We start from the raw sequence: 18,459 nt of genomic DNA, 5'->3' as shown, positions 1-18,459 counted from the left end.
GGCGCCGCGGCGCGCCCGCCACCAGGAGATAGCGGAAGGCAGACACACGTAAGGACCTGAAGACATGCTGCGTCTGGCAGTACCCAACAAGGGCTCGCTCAGCGAGGCCGCCCAAGCCATGCTGAAAGAGGCCGGCTACCGGTCTCGCAGGGACAGCAAGGAACTCGTCGTCGTCGACGACGCCAACGGCTGGGAGCTGTTCTTCCTGCGGCCCCGCGACATCGCGGTCTACGTCGGCGAGGGCACCCTCGACGTGGGCATCACCGGCAGGGACATGCTGATCGACTCCGGCGCGCCGGTCGAGGAGATCATGTCGCTCGGCTTCGGCGCCTCCACCTTCCGGCTGGCCGCCACGGCGGGTTCCATGTCGTCGGTGCACGACCTCAACGGCAGGCGCATCGCCACCTCCTACGCCGGCCTGCTCGACAAGTACCTCTCCGACGAGGGCGTCGACGCCCGCGTGATCAAGCTCGACGGGGCCGTCGAGACGGCCATCAGGCTCGGCGTGGCCGACGCCGTGGCCGACGTCGTCGAGACCGGCACCACGCTGCGCAACGTCGGCCTGGAGGTGTTCGGCGACCCGATCATGAAGTCGGAGGCCGTGCTGATCAAGCGGCAGAGCGCGCCCGACACGCCGGGCGTCGGCCAGCTCGTACGCCGCTTCCAGGGCGTCGTGCAGGCCCGCGACTACGTCATGATGGACTACGACATCCGCGCCGAGCGCATCGAGGAGGCCATCGCCCTGACGCCCGGCATGGAGGGCCCCACGGTCTCGCCGCTGCACCGCGAGGGCTGGGTCGCCGTGCGCGCCATGGTCCGGCGCAAGGGCCACCAGCAGGTGATGGATCAGCTGTGGGACATCGGCGCAAGGGCCATCCTGGTCACCGACATCTACGCCTGCCGCCTGTGAGATCTGCCCGCTAGGTCACGGGGCTGGCGGGCATATCGCAGCCGTGCGTAACGAAGCGGTCGCCTGGCGTGGTTGTGCCAGGCAGATGTGGTCCTTACTCGAACAGGGCAACCGGCGCTGGGCGGCGGGCAAGTCCGCCCACCCGCACCAGGACCCGCGACGCCGGAGGCAGGTCGCCTCCGGGCAGGAGCCCCGGGCGGTCGTGCTGTCGTGCATCGACTCCCGGGTGCCGCCCGAGGTGATCTTCGACGTCGGCCTCGGCGACCTGCTGGTCGTCCGCACCGCCGCCCACACCCTCGACTCCCTCGTCACGGCCGCCGTCCAGTACGGCCCGCAGGACCTGCGGGCCAGCCTCGTCGTCGTCCTCGGTCACCAGCGCTGCGGCGCGGTCACGGCGGCCGCCCGGGCGTTACGCAGGCAGGTCGTCCTGCCCGGCGAGCTGCCCGCCATCGTCGCGGCGCTCGAGCCCGCCTACGCCACCTCCAACGGCCGGGTCGAGCCCATGGTCCACGCCCACATCCGCCGGACCGTCTCGCGCCTGAGAGCCGACCCCCTCCTGCACGGCAGCGCCACCGTCATCGGCGCCCACTACAGCCTGGACACGGGGCTGGTGAGCCGCGTGAGCTGACCAGCCCGGCGTGACCGCGCTCCTGCCCGGTCTGACCAGCCCGGCGTGACCGCGCTCCTGCCCGGTCTGACCAGCCCGGCGTGACCGCGCTCCTGCCCGGTCTGATCGATGCCCGGCCGGGGCACGACCGTCGTGCTCCGGCCGCGGCCTCCGGGCCGTGGGCACCTGGTTCAGTAGCGCAGCTCCGCCAGCACCCCGTAGTGGTCGGAGGCGGGCTCGGGGCCGTCGCCCACCACCTCGCAGCGCACCGGATGCCCCGCGCCGCCCGCCCTCGGCCAGGCGCTCAGCACGTAGTCGAAGCGCCGGTCGGGATACAGGCCGGGCCGGGCCCACGGGTTGGCGTTGCTCCACGTGCATCCGGGGCCGCCGCCGCCGGCGACCTCCCACGCGTCGTAGAAGACCAGCCCAGGCACAGGGGTGGCGCTGCGCCCGGTCAACATCCGCATCTCGTCGCTGTCGGGCGGCGCGTTGAAGTCGCCGCACACCAGCGTGGGATGCCGGCGGGAGCTCACCTCCTGCACGAACGCGGCCAGCGCCCGCACCTGCTCCTGCCGTGCCTGCGAGTCGCCCAGCCGGTAGGCCCCGATCATCACGCTGAACACCTGTAACGGCCCGCGCGGCCCGTCCAGCTCGCAGAACAGTGCGCGGCCCGGCAGCACGCCACCCTTCTCCCGCGGCGGGGGCCCGCCCGGCAGCAGACGGTCCTCCTGCCGGATGATCGGCCAGCGGGACAGCACGGCGACCGGCGCCTCCGCCCGGACCGCCGTCGTGTGCTCGAAGCCGAGCCGCTGACCGGCCCACTCCTGTAACGCCACCACGTCGGGCGCCAGATCGCGCACGACCTTCTCGATCCGCCCTGCCCGCTCGGCGTACGGGCCCTGCTCGCCCCACACGTTCCAGGTCAGTACGCGCACGCCGGTGCCGATCAGCGGCCCGTACGGCTCCGCCCAGTTCATTTCAGCCCCTCCACCGCCTTGACCGCCTGATCCACCTGCTCGGGGCCCGTCACGATACTCGTGCCGAAGCGCAGCAGCGAGAGGTTGTACGGCGTCACGCTCGCGATCACCTTCCGCTCCCGCAGCCGCTCCACCGCCTCGAACGGCTCCATGCCGGCGACCGAGCAGCACACCAGCCCCGCCGACAGGTCGGGGGCCTGCGGGGTGGCGAGGGTGATGTGCGGGATCTCGGCCAGGCCCGCCTTCAGCCGGGTGGCCAGCTCCTGGGTGCGCGCCCGCACGCGGTCCTTGCCGATCGCCGTCATGAACGCGAACGCCTGCGGCATCGCCCACCGGTGCTCGAACGCCTTGTATCCGCCCGGCGTGACCAGCTCCGCCGTGGTGGCGCCGGGGGATCCGCCGTTCTGCCAGGCGGCGAAGGCGGCCTGGCTGAAACTGGGCACGATCGGGGCCACCGCGTCCCAGGCGCGCCCCCACACGATGCCGGTGCCGCGCGGCCCGAACAGCCACTTGTGCGTGCCGCTGGCCAGGAAGTCGCAGCCCAGGTCCGCCACGCCGTCGGCCATCGCGCCGAACCCGTGCACCCCGTCCACGCACAGCAGCGCCCTGTCGTGCGCGGCGCGGCCCCGGTTCGCCTCGGCCAGCATGTCGGCGATGGCCCGGACCGGCACGCGCACGCCGGTGCTGGAGTGCACCCAGGTGACCGCGACCACGCGGGTGCGCGGGCCGAGGCCGTCCTTGATCGCCGACACCATGCGGTCGGCCGAGGCGCGGGCCGGGTCGTCGTACAGCCTGACCCTGCGCACCTTCGCGCCCGTGCGTCCCGCCAGCAGCCGCAGGCCCTCGTGGGTGGCCAGGAAGTCGTGCTCGGTGGTCAGCACGTCCTGGCCGGGGCGCAGGACGAGGCCGGAGTAGAGCAGCGCCAGGCCCATCGTGGTGCTGTCGGTCAGCGCGATCGCGTCCGGCTCGGCGCCCAGGTAGCGGGCGGCGGCCTCGCGTACGGCCTGGTCGGGGGACCTGCCGGAAGGGCCGCCGGGAGGCGTGTACTCGGGGTCGGCGTCCAGCGCGTCGCGGTGCGTCCTGATCGCCTCCCGCACCTGCGCCGGCGCCGGGGCCAGGACGAACGCGGCGAACTGCCCGTACGCCGGGTCGAGGGTGAACTGGGACCGCACCGACGCCCAGTCGGCCGGGTCGAAGCTCCTGGGCGGCGGTGACCCGGCGGTGCACGCCGACGCCCCGGCCGGCACGCCGGCGAGCAGTCCGGCGCCGAGCAGGGCGCGTCTGTTCAGCATGCTCCGCTTCCTACCCGCCCGCGCCGGTTCGGCATGCCGTGGTTCCTGCCCGCGCGCGCCGGTTCGGCATGCTCCGCTTCCTGCCCGCCCGCGTCAGCCTCTGATCGCGGTGATCTGCCTGATCAGGTCGGAGACGCGGACGATGCCCAGGCAGCGGTTCAGCTCGTCGGTGACCACCAGGTCGTCGTAGACGCGGGTCGCGTCCCTGCCCGCCGCCTGCATGGCGGCGACGGCCGGGGTGGTGCGCGGCACCGTGCGCGGTGGGTCGGCCAGCCGCTGCGCCGGCTTCGACCCGTGCAGCGCGTGTCCGTAGCGGGCGGCGAACGACAGCAGGAAACGGCTGCGGTCCAGGCTGCCCTTGGGCCGCTGGAACTCGTCCACCAGGATCACGCTGGTGATCGTCGGCTCGTGCCCGAACGCCGCCACGGCCTCCTCGGCCTTCGCCTCCACCGGCAGCGTCACGGCCGGCAGCAGCAGCTCCTGCACGCGCGGGCCGAGCATGACCGAGGCGGGGGACTCGTCGGCGATCGGCAGCGGCACCCGTACCTTGCCGTCGGGGCCCGGCGCCAGCAGCGGGCCGTGCGCCAGGCGCACGCCCAGGCCGCGGACCATGGCCACCTGCGCCTCGCGCTCCACGCCCGGCGCCATGACGTGGGCGCCGATGCCGCGCGCCAGCGTCACCACCGCCCGCGCCACCGCGATCGCCCGGTGGTCGCCGGGGATGCGCGTCGCCACCTCCGGGTCGAGGGCGAGCAGGTACGGGGAGGAGTCGGTGATCAGGTCCAGGGCCGCGCCCACGGTGCCCACGTCGGCGAACCCGAGCAGGTAACCGATCGTGCGCAGGCCGTCGAGGCCCACCTTGAGCAGCGGCCTGTCCTGCTCGTGGCACGGTCCGGTGAGCAGCAGGATCGCCTCGCGCGGATGCCTGCCCGCCCTTCTCAGCGCCTCGTGCAGGGGCGCCAGGGCGCCCGCGCCCGACAGCACCACGTGCACAGGCAGTTCGAGCACCATGGGCAGCGGCGCGGCCCGGAGGACGCCGTTGGCGTCCACGATGGCGGGGTGCGCGATGACGGCCCCGGTGTCGAGATCCACCATGGGACTCGTGAGCAGGGAGGACACGTACAGATGGTGCTCCTGCCACAGCCGCATCAGAAGCCCCGCGAAACAGAATTTACCGACATTTCCGCTTCGGTTCCCTTGTGAGTGCTCCCGGCACGGGTCCGCTAGCCTGCGGGCATGAGCGCGCGTCCGGCGAGGGGCGGCGGCCGGTGGGTCACCGTGCCGCCGGAGCGCCTGCATCCGTGGATCGACGGGTTCGCCCGGCGTCACGGGCCCTTCTCGGCGAGCGGGGACGGGCGGGTGGTGCGGCTGCTGGCCGGCGACGGCGCGGTGGCCGAGCTGCACGTGCCGTTCCCGCCCATGACGCCGCCGGGCCCGCCGCACGTGACCAGGCTCGTCGCGCACGCCGGCCGGGAGCGGCGGGTCGGGGTGTTCCTGGTGCGGCTCGGCGGGTACGCGGCGGGCATCTTCCACGGCGGCTCACTGGTGGCGTCCAAGGTGGGGTCGCGGCTGGTGCAGGGGCGCACGGCGGCCGGCGGGTGGTCGCAGCAGCGCTTCGCCAGGCGGCGCAGGAACCAGGCGGCCCAGGCGTTCGACGACGCGGTGGAGACCGCGGTGCGGGTGCTGACGCCGTACCTGGGGGAACTGGACGGCGTCGTGCTCGGCGGCGACCGCAGGGCGATGGACGCGCTGCGGCCCGACCGGCGGCTGGCGCCGCTGCTGGCGCTGGAGACCGAGCCGTTCCTGGTGGTGCCGGACCCGCGGCTGGCGGTGCTGCGGGACACGCCCGCGCAGTTCAGGGCGGTACGCGTCCGCGTCATCGACCCAGGCTGATCCGGCAGGCGCTTCGCGTCGGGGGCTTCGTCTGAGGCGGCTCAGGCGAACGCGTCCTTGTGGTCGGTGAGGAAGTCCGCCAGCGAGCGGGGCGGACGGCCGGTCAGCTCCATCACCGTGTCCGTGGCCGGCGCCCAGCGCCCGTCGCCGGTCTCGGCCATGAGCACGGCCAGTTCGGCGGCCCGCGGGCCGGGAAGGCCCTGACGTTCCAGATGGGCGGTCATCTCCGGGACGGTCAGGTCCACGTAGCGGACGTCGCGGCCGGTCACCTCGGTGATCCGTTCGGCGATCCGGTCGTGTGACAGGGACTCCGGTCCGCTCAGCACGTAGTCGCCGCCCTGACCGACGGGGCCGGTCAGCAGGGTGGCGGCGACGTCGGCGATGTCGCGGGTGTCGATGTAGTTGACCAGGCCGGTGCCGTAGGAGCCGTACATGGTGCCGGTGCCGAACTCGCCCGGCAGGTTCTGCATGAAGCCGCTCGGCTGCAGGACCGCCCAGGGCACGCCCGATTCGCGTAGATGGGCGTCCACCACGCCGTGCATGCCCCAGCCGAGCCTGGAGCCGGGGGCGGCGTCCCGTACCGACAGCGCGACGATCTGTGCCACGCCCGCCCGGGCGGCCAGGTCGATGACGGCGCGGTGCGCGTCGGCGAAGCCGGGCCAGAGGGAGCTGTTGAGGAAGAGCCGGTCGCCGGGGGAGAGCAGCTCGCCGATGCTCTCGGGGCGCTCGAAGTCGGCCAAGGCGTAAGGGGCGGCGAGCTCGTCGGCAGGGCGGCGAACGGCGGCCAGCACGTCGTGGCCGCGCAGGCGCTCGACAAGGGCGCGGCCGATGGACCCGGTGGCGCCGGTTACCACGATCACGGGGACCTCCTACGATAAGTGGACGATCGCATTCCGGTTGCCCGACGGTACACTAAGCGGAATCTCGTCGTCCACTTGGGAGTCGTACGTGCGCGCGGATGCCAGGCGGAACCTGACCAAGATCGTCGAGGCGGCCGCCGAGGTCGTGGCCGAGCGCGGCGTCAACGCCCCCATGGAGGCCATCGCCAAACGCGCCGGCGTCGGCGTCGGCACGCTCTATCGCCGCTTCCCCGACCGCGAGGCGCTGATCGCGGCCGTCGGTCACCACTACATCCACACGATGGCGGAGGCGCTGGACGCCGCGGCCCTGCGCTCCGCCGACGCCTGGGGCGCGATCTGGGAGTTCATCTCCTGGGCCGCCGCGCCCGGCCGCACCGCGCTGTCCACGGCGCTGGCCGTACTCCCGGCGGAGGCGATCGCGGAGCGGCCCGAGTTCGCCGGGGTGCGGGCGGGCTGGGTGGAGCGGTTCGCCGAGCTCGTACGGCGGGCGCAGGCCGAGGGCTCGATGCGGCCCGACGTCGGCGTGGAGGATCTGATCCACCTGCTGAACGTCTTCACCTGCCACCCCGAGCAGCTCCCCGCGCCGGTGGCCGCCGACCCGGGGCGATACCTGCGCCTGATGCTCGACGGCATGAAGGCGGGCGCCGCCACGCCTTCCGGAGCGTGACCACCCCGAGTCTTTGAGACGATTCAAAAGAATCTTGAATGCCGCTATGATGAGCCGAAGTTCACGGTGAACCGCGGTTGGCGGTTCTTCGTACGCAGCGGGTCCTGCGCTTTATCAGTCTGGATTCCGTACTTTCAGCAGCACGGCCTCGTGAGGATCGATGGCGACCAGGAACATCAAGGAGGTCGCGCAGCTGGCGCGCGTCTCGGTGGGGACGGTGAGCAATGTACTCAACCGCCCGGAGATCGTGTCCCCCGCCACACGCGAACGCGTCTTCGAAGCGATCAAGAAACTTGGCTTCGTCCGCAATGAGGTGGCCCGCCACCTGCGGGTGGGCCGCAGCAGGACGGTCGGGCTCGTCGTGCTCGACGTGTCCAACCCGTTCTTCGTGGACGTGGCCCAGGGCGCGGAATCCGTCGCCGACGACCACGACTCGATGGTGGTGCTCTGCAACAGCGCCGGTGACACGGGGCGCGAGCGCCGCCACCTCGACCAGCTCGAACAGCAGCGGGTGATGGGCATACTGATCACCCCTGTCGAGATGGAGAGCCCCTGGGTGGAGGAGCTGATCGCCCGCGGCACCCCCGTCGTGCTGGTCGACAGCCCGGCGACCGGGCTGCAGTGCTCGGTCGCCGTCGACGACCGGCTGGGCGGGCAGATCGCCGGCGCCCACCTCATCGAACGCGGGCACCGGCGGATCATGTTCGTCGGCGGGCCGATGTCCATCAAACAGGTGGCCGACCGGCACGCGGGCGTGACCAGCGCCGTCGCCGCCGCCGACGGCGCCGTCGAACTGCTCACCTCCAGCGCGCACACGCTCACCGTGGCGGAGGGGCGGGCCATCGGGGAGCGGGTGGCGGCGCTGCCCCCCGACGAGCGGCCCACCGCCGCCTTCTGCGCCAACGACATGATGGCGCTGGGGTTCTTACAGGCCATGGCCTCGCACGGGCTCCGGGTGCCCGAGGATCTGGCGATCATCGGGTACGACGACATCGACTTCGCGGCCGCGGCGGCCGTGCCTCTGTCCTCGATCAGGCAGCCCCGGGAGTTGCTGGGGCGGACCGCGATCGATCTGTTGCTGGAGGAGGTGGCCGAGCCTGAACAGCATCGGCATCGGCAGGTCATCTTCCAGCCTGACCTGGTGATTCGAGAATCCAGCGCGTTGCGTCGCGACGCCTGAACCGGGGATTTCCGCCCGAGGGGTTCTGTGCCGCATGCCCCTTCGGAGATCGAACGCGCGGGCGCGACGCGGCGCGTTCCCGCGATGGTGCGTCGGCGGCCCTGTCATGCGCACGTTCGGCCATGCCTGCGCGCCCGACGGTGGGCTGTCACAGTTTCCGCAGCTCAGAAGGGGTACTTCATGGAAGTTCTCTACGCCAACCGCCTGTCCTCACCTCAAGACCTGGCCGGCTTCCGCATGGAAGGCGACGGCGCCATGTCCTTCCCCCAGGGCAGGCTCAGGCTGGAGAGTCTCAGACCCCCGTCCGACGGGCAGGCGGCCAATCTGGTCCTCTGGTGCCCGGAGGACTTTCCGCAGGACATCCGCATCGAGTGGGACTTCTGGCCGGTCAGGGAGCCAGGGCTGGCGATCATGTTCTTCCACGCGCGCGGAAGGAACGGCGAGGACCTGTTCGACCCGGCCCTGGCGCCCCGTAACGGCCCCTACGACCAGTACCACCACGGCGACCTCGACGCCTACCACGTCTCCTATTTCCGCCGCATGTGGCCCTCGGAGCGCGCCCTGCACACCTGCAACCTGCGCAAGAGCCATGGCTTCCACCTGGTCGCCCAGGGTGCGGACCCGCTGCCGGCCGTGCTGGACGCCGACGGTCCCTACGCGATCCGGATCGACGTCAAGGGGGGAGCGGTGGCGTTCTCAATCAACGATTTGGTCTCGTTCCGCTGGGAGGACGACGGGTCGATCGGCGGTCCGGCCCTGGCAGGAGGCAAGGTCGGGTTCCGGCAGATGGCTCCGCTGATCGGAGAGTACGCAAATCTCCGGGTATCTCGTCATTGACTTTGAGTCGATTCAACACTAATTTCGCACCAACCGCCGTTCACTCGCTTGTAACTGGGCAGGAACCACGGTGCAATACTCCACCCCCGTATCCGTGCACATGCCACGAGAAGGTGGTGCCGGATGAACCATCCCGCCATGTCGATCAGGATTCAAGCTGCCTGCTCAGAGGTCATCTGGGCGGCTCGCCTGAACCTGATCTGGCTCGTGTTCACCCTCGCGGGAGGCGTGATTCTCGGGCTCGGGCCCGCTACCGTAGCCGCCTACACCCTGGCTCGGAGGCGTGCCCGGAATGAAACGTTTCAGGCTTGGAGCGAATTCTGGACCGTCTACCGACGGGAGTTCGTCCGGGCCTCGTTGCTGGTCCTGCCGGCGGTGCTCGCCGCCATCGTGCTGGTCGGCAACTACCTCTACCTCTCCGCACTGGGTCCCGACCACGGAGCGCCGCGAATCGCCAGTTTCGTGGCACTCATCGTGCTGGCGGGTGTGGGGGCACATGTAGGGCCGCTTTACGCGCACTACGACCTGCCGCTGTGGGCCTACTGGCTCAAGGCGGCACAACTAGCGCTGCTGCGTCCGGCGTCGTCCGTGATCTTGCTGCTAGCGCTCTCAGCCATCGCCTACGCGACCTCGGTGGCGCCGCTCCTGGCGCCGATGATCAGCTTCGGCGCGTGGATCTATCTCAACACGTGGCTCTGCCAGCGCTTCTTCCAGGAGAACGAGGCGCGCTTGCATTCGAAAGGGAACTCATGAGCGCATCCCGTCGTCGGCGGCTTCTCGCCGGTGTGTTAACGCTAACGGCTGCTCTCACCGCCTCGGCCTGCTCCGGTGGTGGCGACGCGGCTCAGTCCGACCCGAACACGATCACCTTCATGGCGAAGCTGTTCGGCACCGCGCCCGAGCCCACCGGCGAGCTGCATCAGGCCATCGAGAAGTTCCTCGGCAAGAAGATCAAGGTCACCTGGGTCCCCAACGCCGAGTACACCGAGAAGATGAACGTCACGCTGGCCTCGGACAGCATTCCGCAGGTCGTGGTCGTGGACCCGAAGATGCCGGCGTTCGTCAAGTCCGCCCAGGCCGGGGCGTTCTGGGACTTGACCGACAAGCTGGACAAGTATCCGAACCTCAAGCCGGCGGACGAGCGGACCGCGCTCAACGCCTCCGTCAACGGCAAGACCTACGGCCTCTACCGGATGCGGCCCCTGCTGCGCTCGGCGATCGTGATCCGCAAGGACTGGCTGGAGAAGGTCGGCCTGGAGGAGCCGAAGACGATCGACGACTTCTACGAGGTCGCCAAGGCGTTCACCGAGAAGGACCCCGACGGCAACGGCAAGAAGGACACCTACGGCCTCATCATCCCGAAGTGGCCGTCCAGCTCCTACGCCAGCGCCAGCCCGTACGACGTGGTCGAGACCTGGTTCGGCGCCCCGACCGGCTGGGGCGAGCGCGACGGCAAGGTCGTGCCCGGCTTCGACACGCCGGAGTTCATCGAGGCCAACAAGTTCCTCAAGAAGATGGTCGACGAGGGCCTGGTCAACCCCGACTTCGCCACCCTCGACACCGCCAAATGGAACGAGCCGTTCTTCTTCGGCAGGGGCGGCATGATCATCGACGTCAACATCCGCTCTCGCCAGGTCCTCGACCTGTTCAGGGAGGACGGCGACAAGAACTACGGTGACAAGGTCACCTTGGTCGGCAACCTGGCGCGCTCCGACGGCAAGAAGTTCTCCTACCCGTTCAGCGGCTACGCCGACTCCCTGGCCATCTCCAAGCAGAGCGTGCGGACCGAGGCCGAGCTGGACAACGTGCTGAAGACGCTGGACAAGCTGGCCACCAAGGAAGGCCAGGTCCTGCTGCAGAACGGCATCGAGGGCCGCAACTTCAAGGTCGAGAACGGTGACACCGCCACGCTGATCAACGTGGACGACCCCGCCGTCAGGACCGTCCAGGACAACGTGGACGACGCGTTCACGCAGCTCAGCACCAAGGGCACGATGGACATCGGCGGCATCGCCTACCAGCGCATCCCGCCCGGCCAGCCGTACCGGGACATCATCGCCAAGCAGAAGCAGCTGGTGGAGGAGGACCTCAAGACGGCGGTGCACAACGTCGCGCTGCCCGTCGTGGCTCCCGCGCAGATCGAGAAGGGCCCGCAGATCGACAAGATCATCGGTGACGCGCGGGTCAAGTTCCTCTCGGGCGCGATCGACGAGGCGGGCCTGAAGGCCGAGATCAAGAAGTGGCACGACGGCGGCGGCGACCAGATCATCACCGAGGTCAACGACCTGCTCGCCAAGCTCCCCAAGTAGGACGACCCCCCGCGTGAGGGGCCCGGCTCCTTCCGGGCCCCTCACATCGAAAGGAGGCCGCTGTGGCCACCGACCTGGCGACGCCTCCGAAGGCGGCGCCCAAGGCGAAGAAGCCGAAGAGGGCGGACAAGGTGCCGCTCAGCACGGCGGTGCTGCGTTATCGCTGGCTCTACCTGATGCTCCTTCCGGGCGTCGCCTACTTCGTGATCTTCAAGTACCTGCCGATGTACGGCGTGACGATCGCGTTCCAGGACTACCTGCCGTTCCTCGGCTACTCGGGCAGCCCCTGGGTCGGCTTCAAGCATTTCGAGCAGCTCTTCTCCGGGCCCGACTTCGCCCGGCTGCTGGCCAACACGCTGATCCTGGCGGCGCTGCACATCCTGTTCGTCTTCACCGCGCCGGTCATCGTCGCGCTGATGCTGAACGAGCTGAGGGTCAACATCCTCAAGCGCTCGATCCAGTCGCTCATCTACATTCCGCACTTCCTGTCGTGGACCATCGTCGCGGCGCTGACGTACGTGCTGTTCGCGGCCGACTTCGGCGTGATCGCCGCCTGGATGCGCGATCTGCTGGGCGACACCACCAAGATCGACTACATGGCGCAGGAGCAGTGGTTCCGCGAGATCGTCATCCTGCAGCAGCTCTGGAAGATGACGGGCTGGGGCACGATCATCTACCTGGCCGCGCTGGCCGGCGTGGATCCCAACCTGTACGAGGCCGCCCGCATGGACGGCGCCGGCCGCTTCCGCCAGCTCTGGCATGTCACGCTGCCCGCGATCCGCCCGACGGTCGTCGTCATGGCCATCCTCGCCTCCGGCAACCTGCTGGACTCCGGCTTCGAGCAGATCTGGCTGATGACCACCTCGCTGAACCGCGGGGTCGCCGAGGTGTTCGACACCTACGTCTACTACGCAGGCGTCCAGAACGGGAACTTCAGCTACTCCACCGCCGTCGGCCTGTTCAAGGGCGTGGCCGGCGTCATCCTGATCTTCGGCTCCAACTGGCTGGCCAAGCGCATGGGCCAGCGGGGACTGTTCTAGGGGGCCCCGGGCATGACCACTATGACTGAGACCAAGCCCAAGAAGCTCGCGGTCAACAACAACAGCTCCGCCGGCAGCCGCGTCTTCGACACCCTCAACGTCGTCGCGCTCGTCGGCCTGGCGCTGATCACGGTGCTGCCGCTGCTCTACGTGCTGGCCGCGTCGTTCGCCACCGAGCCGGAGATCGCCTCCAGGCCGTTCTTCCTGTGGCCGGAGAAGATCGTCACCGAGGCGTACGAGTACATCTTCGCCACCCCCACCTTCATCCGCTCCCTGCTCACGACCGTCATCGTGACCGCGGTCGGCATGGTGGTGCAGGTGATGCTGACCTTCACCATGGCCTACCCGCTGGCCAAGCGGTACCTGCCGGGCCGCACCCTGGTGCTGAACCTGGTCATCTTCACGATGGTCTTCACCGGCGGCATGATCCCCACCTATCTGGTGGTGCGCGACCTGGGGATGCTCGACAGCTACTGGGCGCTGATCCTGCCACTGGCGATCAACCCGTTCTATCTGATCATCGTCAAGAGCTTCTTCCAGGAGCTGCCGCAGGCGCTGGAGGAGGCGGCCAGGATCGACGGCTGCAACGAGATGGGCGTCTTCTTCAAGATCGTCCTTCCGCTGTCCAAGCCGATCATCGCGACGTTCGCGCTGTTCTACGCGGTGGCGATCTGGAACGACTACATGTCGCCGCTGTTGTACATCACCGATCCGGACAAGTGGACGCTGCAGATCCTCGTCCGCCAGCTCGTGGCCACCGATCCCGCGGCCGCCCTGTCGCAGATGGACCGCACCTGGGTGCCGCCGGAGCAGGGTGTGAAGTTCGCGATCATCGTGATCGCGACGCTGCCGATCCTGTTCTTCTACCCGTTCCTGCAGAAGCACTTCGCCAAGGGCGTGCTGATCGGGGGCGTCAAGGAGTGACCGGCCGCACCGTGCTGCTGGCGGGGGACTCGACGGTCGCCTCCTGCCCGGCCTTCGAAGCGCCGATGTCCGGATGGGGGGCGCAGCTCGGATCGTACGTCGGCGGCCCGGTGCGCAACCTCGCCAAGGGCGGCGCCACCACGGCCAGCCACCGCGCCGAGGGCCTGTGGGCGGCGCTGCTGCGCGAGACCTCGCCGGGCGACGTCGTGGTGATCCAGTTCGGGCACAACGACCAGAAGGAGCCCGGCCTGCCGTACCGCGACAACCTGCGCGCCTTCGTCGAGGAGGCGCGCGGGGCGGGCGCGCTCGCGGTGCTGTGCACGCCGGTGCAGCGGCGCAGGTTCGACGGCGGGCGGCTGGTGCCCACGCACGGCGACTACCCCGACCGCGTGCGCGACCTGGCCGCCGCCGAGGACGTGCCGCTGATCGACCTCACGCGAGCCACCACCGAGCTGTACGAGCGCCTCGGCCCCGAGGGCTCGAAGGCCCTGTTCACCCACTTCCCGCCCGGCACGCACCCCCTCTACCCGGACGGCGTGGCCGACGACACCCACTTCTGCTTCCGCGGCGCCGACGAGGTGGCCGCCATCGTCGCCGAGCGACTGAAGGAGATCGCATGACAGAGCTGCGCTGGCTGGACCGACCGGGAGAGCAGGGGGTGACCTGGGGAGTCCCGTGGCCACGCGGCACGGTCGAGCGCGGCACGCCGTTCGCGCTGGCCGACGGCGACGGCCACGAGGTGCCGGTGCAGAGCTGGGTGACCGCCACCTGGCCGGACGGTTCCGTCAAGTGGACCGCCCACGCCATCGGCGCGCAACCGGCCGCCAGGGGATACCGGCTCGAACCGGGGAGCCAGCCCGCCGCCCCCGGCACCGCCGTCACCGTCACCCGCGAGGGCCGCGACCTGGTGGTGAGCACGGGCGTCGTCACCTGGCGCATCGGCGGCGGCGCGGTGGCGCGGTCGATCTCGCGCGGGAGCCGCGAGATCGCCAGGGACGTGCGCCTGATCAGCCTCCACCAGGACGGGCCCACCCCCGACGAGGGCGGCCACGTGGCCCGCGAGCAGGCCGAGGGCGTCGTCGAGAGCGTCACGGTCGAGCAGGAAGGACCCCTGCGCGCGGTCGTCCGGCTGGAGGGCAGGCACGGCGGCCGGCTGCCGTTCACCGTGCGCCTGTACTTCCACGCGGGCGCCGAGCACGTGCGCGTCCTGCACACCTTCATCTGGGACGGCGACCCCGAGCGCGACTTCCTGGCCGGGCTCGGCCTGCGCGCCGACGTGGTCATGCGGGACGAGCTGCACGACCGGCACGTGCGGCTGGCCGGCGGCGACGGCTTCCTCACCGAGGCCGTGCGCGGGCTGACCGGCCTGCGCCTCGACCCCGGCGAGGCCGCCCGCCGCGCCCAGGTCGAGGGCCGCCCGGCCGGCGAGCTCGCCCCCGAGGTGGCGAGCCGCCTGCACCTCATCCCCGCCTGGAACGACTACACCCTCGACCAGAGCTCCGCCGACGGCTACACGCTGCGCAAGCGCACCAAGGACGGCCACGCCTGGGTGACGATCCCGGCCGGCGCCCGCTCGAACGGCTACGGTTACGTCGGCGGCGTCAGCGGCGGGCTCGGCTTCGGGCTGCGCGACTTCTGGCGCCTGCACCCCACCCGCCTCGACGTCAGGAACGCGGCCACCGACGTCGCCACCGCCACCATCTGGCTGTGGTCGCCGTCCGCCCCGGCCATGGACCTGCGCTTCTACCACGACGGCATGGGCCAGGACACCTTCGAGGAGCAGCTCGAAGGCCTGGAGATCACCTACGAGGACTACGAGCCCGGCTTCGGCGATCCGCGCGGCATCGCCCGTACGCACGAGCTGAGCCTGCGCGTCCACGACGCCACGCCCGCCGCGCACGAGCTGGCCGCGCACGCCGCCGCCATGAACGAGCCCGGGCTGCTGGTCGCGAGCCCCGAGCGGGTGCGCGAGGCGGGCGTGTTCGGCGTCTGGGGCCTGCCCGACCGCGCCACCCCCGCGCACGCCGAGATCGAGGACCGCCTCGACTTCCTCTTCGACCTGTACGTGCGCGAGCGCGAGCAGCGCCGCTGGTACGGGTTCTGGGACTACGGCGACGTCATGCACACCTACGACGAGGACCGGCACACCTGGCGCTACGACATCGGCGGCTACGCCTGGGACAACTCGGAGCTGTCGCCCGACCTGTGGCTGTGGCTGCAGTTCCTGCGCACCGGCCGCGCCGACGTCTTCCGCTTCGCCGAGTCGATGACCCGCCACACCGGCGAGGTGGACGTCTACCACCTCGGCAGGTGGAAGGGCCTGGGCAGCCGCCACAACGTGCAGCACTGGGGCTGCAGCTGCAAGCAGTTGCGCATCTCCAACGCCGCCTACCGGCGCTTCTACTACTACCTGACGGCCGACGAGCGCACCGGCGACCTCATGGACGAGCTCAGCGTGCCCGAGGAGACGTTCCTGGCGATCGACCCGCTGCGCAAGGTCCGCGAGGACGTCTACACCCCCGACCCGTCCGCGCTGTCGGTCGGGCTCGGCACCGACTGGGGCTCGCTGGCGGCGGCCTGGCTGACCAGGTGGGAGCGGCACGGCGACGAGCGCGCCAGGGACCGGCTGCTCGGCACGATGGCCGACATCGGCGCGATGCCGCGCCGCTTCCTGACGGGCGAGGGCCGGCTGGACCTGGAGACCGGGCGCTTCGACACCTCCCGTGACCAGATCTCCATCTCGCACCTGTCGTCGCTGTTCGGGCTGCCGGAGATGTGCGCGGAGCTGATCGCGCTCGACCTGGGCGTGCCCGGGTTCGAGGAGGCGTGGCTGGAGTACTGCCGGCTCTACCTGGCGCCGCCGGAGCAGCAGGAGGCCGAGGTGGGACAGCGGCTGAGCGGGATCTCGCTGATCCAGGCGCACAGCCGGCTCACGGCGTACGCGGCGGCCCGCACCGGGGACGCCGAACTGGCCGCCTGGGCGTGGCGCAAGTTCCGACTGGGGGAGGGCGACCAGCTCAACCGCAATCCGTTGCAGCACCAGGAGAAGTGGGAGCTGACCCTGGTGGACGGGCCCGAGGTGCCGCACCCGGTGCACGAGGCGCCGTTCGTCAGCACCAACAGCGCCGCGCAGTACGGCCTGGCGGCCATCCACAACCTGGTGCTGATCGGCGAGCACCTGGCGAAGCCCTGACGACGGCCGTCAACAAGAGGTGGGGCTCCCGCTGGGAGCCCTACACTGATCGGTATGCATACTCCCGATTGACCGGCGGCGCACGCCCAATCCTCGTTTCCTAGCTCGGGAGTTGTCCGGTCACCATGATCATCGCTAATGATATCGAGCTGCGCGCGGGCGCGCGCCTGCTCATCGAGAAAGCCTCGTTCCGGGTCAATCCCGGCGACAAAATCGGGCTCGTCGGCCGCAACGGCGCGGGCAAGACGACGCTGACCAAGGTGCTGGCGGGTGAGGGCATACCCGCCGCCGGCACCGTCACCACCACCGGCAGCGTCGGCTACCTGCCCCAGGATCCGCGCACCGGCGACCTGCAGGTCCTCGCCCGCGACCGCATCCTGTCGGCGCGCGGGCTCGACGAGGTCATCCGCAAGCTGCGCGAGGCGGAGCTCGGCATGTCCTCCGCCGACGACCGCACCAGGGAGAAGGCCGTCAGGCGGTACGGGCGGCTCGAGGATCAGATGCACGTCCTGGGCGGGTACGCCGCCGAGTCGGAGGCCGCCTCCATCGCCTCCAGCCTGGGCCTGCCCGACCGGGTGCTGGGGCAGCCGTTGCAAACGCTTTCCGGCGGCCAGCGCAGGCGCGTGGAATTGGCGCGAATTCTTTTCAGCGGGGCGGAAACTCTCCTTCTCGACGAGCCCACAAACCACCTAGATGCGGACTCAATCGGGTGGCTTCGTGATTTTTTGCGCAGTCATCAAGGTGGCTTGGTGATCATCAGCCACGACGTCGGCCTTCTTGAAGCGACGGTCAACAAGGTCCTGCACCTGGACGCCAACCGGTCGGTGATCGATCACTACAACGTCGGCTGGAAGGCGTACCTGGCCCAGCGGGAGACCGACGAGAAGCGCAGGAAGCGCGAGCGGGCCAACGCCGAGAAACAGGCCGGCGCGCTGCTGGCGCAGGCCGACAAGATGCGCGCCAAGGCCACCAAGGCCAAGGCCGCCCAGGACATGATGCGCCGGGCGCACCGCCTGCTGGCCGGTACCGAGGAGGAGCGGCAGAGCGACAAGGTGGCGCGGCTGCGCTTCCCCGAGCCGCAGCCGTGCGGGCGCACGCCGCTCATGGCCGAGGGGCTGTCGAAGTCGTACGGGTCGCTGGAGGTCTTCACCGACGTCAACGTGGCCATCGACCGAGGTCACCGGGTCGTCATCCTCGGCCTGAACGGCGCGGGCAAGACGACGCTGCTGCGCATACTCGGCGGCATGGAGGAGCCCGACACCGGAGAGCTGAAGCCGGGCCACGGCCTCAAGGTCGGTTACTACGCCCAGGAGCACGAGACGCTCGACGCCGATCGTACGCTTCTGGAGAACATGCGCTCGGCCGGGGGCCAATTCACCGACACCGAGTTGCGCAAGGTGCTCGGCTCGTTCCTGTTCACCGGTGACGACGTCGACAAGCCCGCCGGCGTTCTGTCCGGTGGCGAGAAGACCAGGCTCGCACTTGCGATCTTGGTGCTCTCCAGTGCCAATGTCCTCCTTCTCGACGAGCCCACGAACAACCTCGATCCGGTCAGCCGCGAGCAGGTTCTCAACGCTCTGAGGTCGTATTCAGGAGCAATCGTCCTAGTCACACATGACGAGGGTGCCGTTGACGCCCTGTCACCGGATAGGGTGATCTTGCTACCTGACGGAACTGAAGACGCGTGGAGCGACGAATTTTCCGATCTTGTGGCACTTGCCTGATCTTAATTTGAGTGGGTACGGATCTTTTCCCGTGGAGTAGGTAGCC

At 70.1% G+C, this 18,459-nt stretch carries 17 protein-coding genes; 13 read left to right on the top strand and 4 right to left on the bottom strand.

Annotated features, from left to right (window positions below):
- The first annotated feature begins 64 nt into the window (after positions 1–64).
- Both hisG and AB0I79_RS29665 read left to right on the top strand, forming a co-directional pair.
- Complete coding sequence (gene hisG / locus AB0I79_RS29670) at positions 65–910, top strand: ATP phosphoribosyltransferase (protein ID WP_357879496.1); 846 nt, start codon at positions 65–67, stop codon at positions 908–910.
- 43 nt (positions 911–953) lie between these two features.
- Positions 954–1,538 carry a carbonic anhydrase gene (locus AB0I79_RS29665; protein WP_357879493.1) on the top strand — a complete coding sequence of 195 codons (585 nt, stop codon included), beginning with the start codon at positions 954–956 and terminating at the stop codon, positions 1,536–1,538.
- 170 nt (positions 1,539–1,708) lie between these two features.
- Here AB0I79_RS29665 and AB0I79_RS29660 read toward each other — a convergent pair whose 3' ends face one another.
- The 3 genes from AB0I79_RS29660 to AB0I79_RS29650 form a co-directional block, all read right to left on the bottom strand.
- Positions 1,709–2,494, bottom strand: a complete 786-nt coding sequence (locus AB0I79_RS29660) for an endonuclease/exonuclease/phosphatase family protein (RefSeq protein WP_357879491.1) — start codon at positions 2,492–2,494, stop codon at positions 1,709–1,711.
- Positions 2,491–3,786 carry an aminotransferase class V-fold PLP-dependent enzyme gene (locus AB0I79_RS29655; RefSeq protein WP_357879488.1) on the bottom strand — a complete coding sequence of 432 codons (1,296 nt, stop codon included), beginning with the start codon at positions 3,784–3,786 and terminating at the stop codon, positions 2,491–2,493. Before AB0I79_RS29655 ends, AB0I79_RS29660 begins: the two co-directional genes overlap by 4 nt.
- Before the next feature lie 93 nt (positions 3,787–3,879).
- The gene (locus AB0I79_RS29650) at positions 3,880–4,905 is read right to left on the bottom strand and encodes an EAL domain-containing protein (protein ID WP_357879485.1); all 1,026 of its coding nucleotides are present in this window, start codon (positions 4,903–4,905) and stop codon (positions 3,880–3,882) included.
- Between the two features lie 117 nt (positions 4,906–5,022).
- Between AB0I79_RS29650 and AB0I79_RS29645 the strand changes: the two genes are divergently transcribed.
- Positions 5,023–5,679, top strand: a complete 657-nt coding sequence (locus tag AB0I79_RS29645) for an acVLRF1 family peptidyl-tRNA hydrolase (RefSeq protein ID WP_357879482.1) — start codon at positions 5,023–5,025, stop codon at positions 5,677–5,679.
- 41 nt (positions 5,680–5,720) lie between these two features.
- On the opposite strand, the gene AB0I79_RS29640 is transcribed toward AB0I79_RS29645, so the two are convergent.
- Positions 5,721–6,539, bottom strand: coding sequence for an NAD(P)H-binding protein (locus tag AB0I79_RS29640; protein ID WP_357879479.1), 819 nt, complete (start codon positions 6,537–6,539; stop codon positions 5,721–5,723).
- Positions 6,540–6,627: 88 nt separating this feature from the next.
- Between AB0I79_RS29640 and AB0I79_RS29635 the strand changes: the two genes are divergently transcribed.
- From AB0I79_RS29635 to AB0I79_RS29590, 10 genes are all read left to right on the top strand, one after another.
- Positions 6,628–7,206 (top strand): TetR/AcrR family transcriptional regulator, encoded by a 579-nt coding sequence (locus AB0I79_RS29635; protein ID WP_357879476.1) that lies wholly within the window; start codon positions 6,628–6,630, stop codon positions 7,204–7,206.
- A 160-nt stretch (positions 7,207–7,366) separates the two neighbouring features.
- Positions 7,367–8,386, top strand: coding sequence for a LacI family DNA-binding transcriptional regulator (locus tag AB0I79_RS29630; protein WP_357879473.1), 1,020 nt, complete (start codon positions 7,367–7,369; stop codon positions 8,384–8,386).
- Positions 8,387–8,566: 180 nt separating this feature from the next.
- Positions 8,567–9,223 carry a DUF1961 family protein gene (locus AB0I79_RS29625; protein WP_357879470.1) on the top strand — a complete coding sequence of 219 codons (657 nt, stop codon included), beginning with the start codon at positions 8,567–8,569 and terminating at the stop codon, positions 9,221–9,223.
- A gap of 123 nt (positions 9,224–9,346) precedes the next feature.
- On the top strand, positions 9,347–9,976 hold the full coding sequence (locus AB0I79_RS29620; RefSeq protein WP_357879467.1) for a DUF624 domain-containing protein: 630 nt from the start codon (positions 9,347–9,349) through the stop codon (positions 9,974–9,976).
- A 119-nt stretch (positions 9,977–10,095) separates the two neighbouring features.
- The gene (locus tag AB0I79_RS29615; RefSeq protein WP_357879464.1) at positions 10,096–11,532 is read left to right on the top strand and encodes an extracellular solute-binding protein; all 1,437 of its coding nucleotides are present in this window, start codon (positions 10,096–10,098) and stop codon (positions 11,530–11,532) included.
- 62 nt (positions 11,533–11,594) lie between these two features.
- Positions 11,595–12,572, top strand: a complete 978-nt coding sequence (locus AB0I79_RS29610) for an ABC transporter permease subunit (RefSeq protein ID WP_357879461.1) — start codon at positions 11,595–11,597, stop codon at positions 12,570–12,572.
- Between the two features lie 12 nt (positions 12,573–12,584).
- Positions 12,585–13,496: a carbohydrate ABC transporter permease gene (locus tag AB0I79_RS29605; protein ID WP_357879458.1), complete on the top strand. Its 912-nt coding sequence runs from the start codon at positions 12,585–12,587 to the stop codon at positions 13,494–13,496.
- Entirely contained in the window at positions 13,493–14,116 is a 624-nt protein-coding gene (locus tag AB0I79_RS29600; protein WP_357879455.1) for a rhamnogalacturonan acetylesterase, read from the top strand. The genes AB0I79_RS29605 and AB0I79_RS29600 overlap by 4 nt, the downstream gene beginning before the upstream one ends.
- Positions 14,113–16,689, top strand: coding sequence for a Tat pathway signal sequence domain protein (locus AB0I79_RS29595; protein ID WP_357879452.1), 2,577 nt, complete (start codon positions 14,113–14,115; stop codon positions 16,687–16,689). Before AB0I79_RS29600 ends, AB0I79_RS29595 begins: the two co-directional genes overlap by 4 nt.
- Positions 16,690–16,814: 125 nt before the next feature.
- Entirely contained in the window at positions 16,815–18,413 is a 1,599-nt protein-coding gene (locus AB0I79_RS29590) for an ABC-F family ATP-binding cassette domain-containing protein (protein WP_357879449.1), read from the top strand.
- Positions 18,414–18,459: the final 46 nt, after the last annotated feature.

This window comes from Nonomuraea sp. NPDC050202, from assembly GCF_040656115.1.
In the GTDB taxonomy this organism is placed as follows: Bacteria; Actinomycetota; Actinomycetes; order Streptosporangiales; family Streptosporangiaceae; genus Nonomuraea.
The sequence above is the reverse complement of the archived record's forward strand: the minus strand, read 5'-3'. Positions and strand labels throughout refer to the sequence as shown.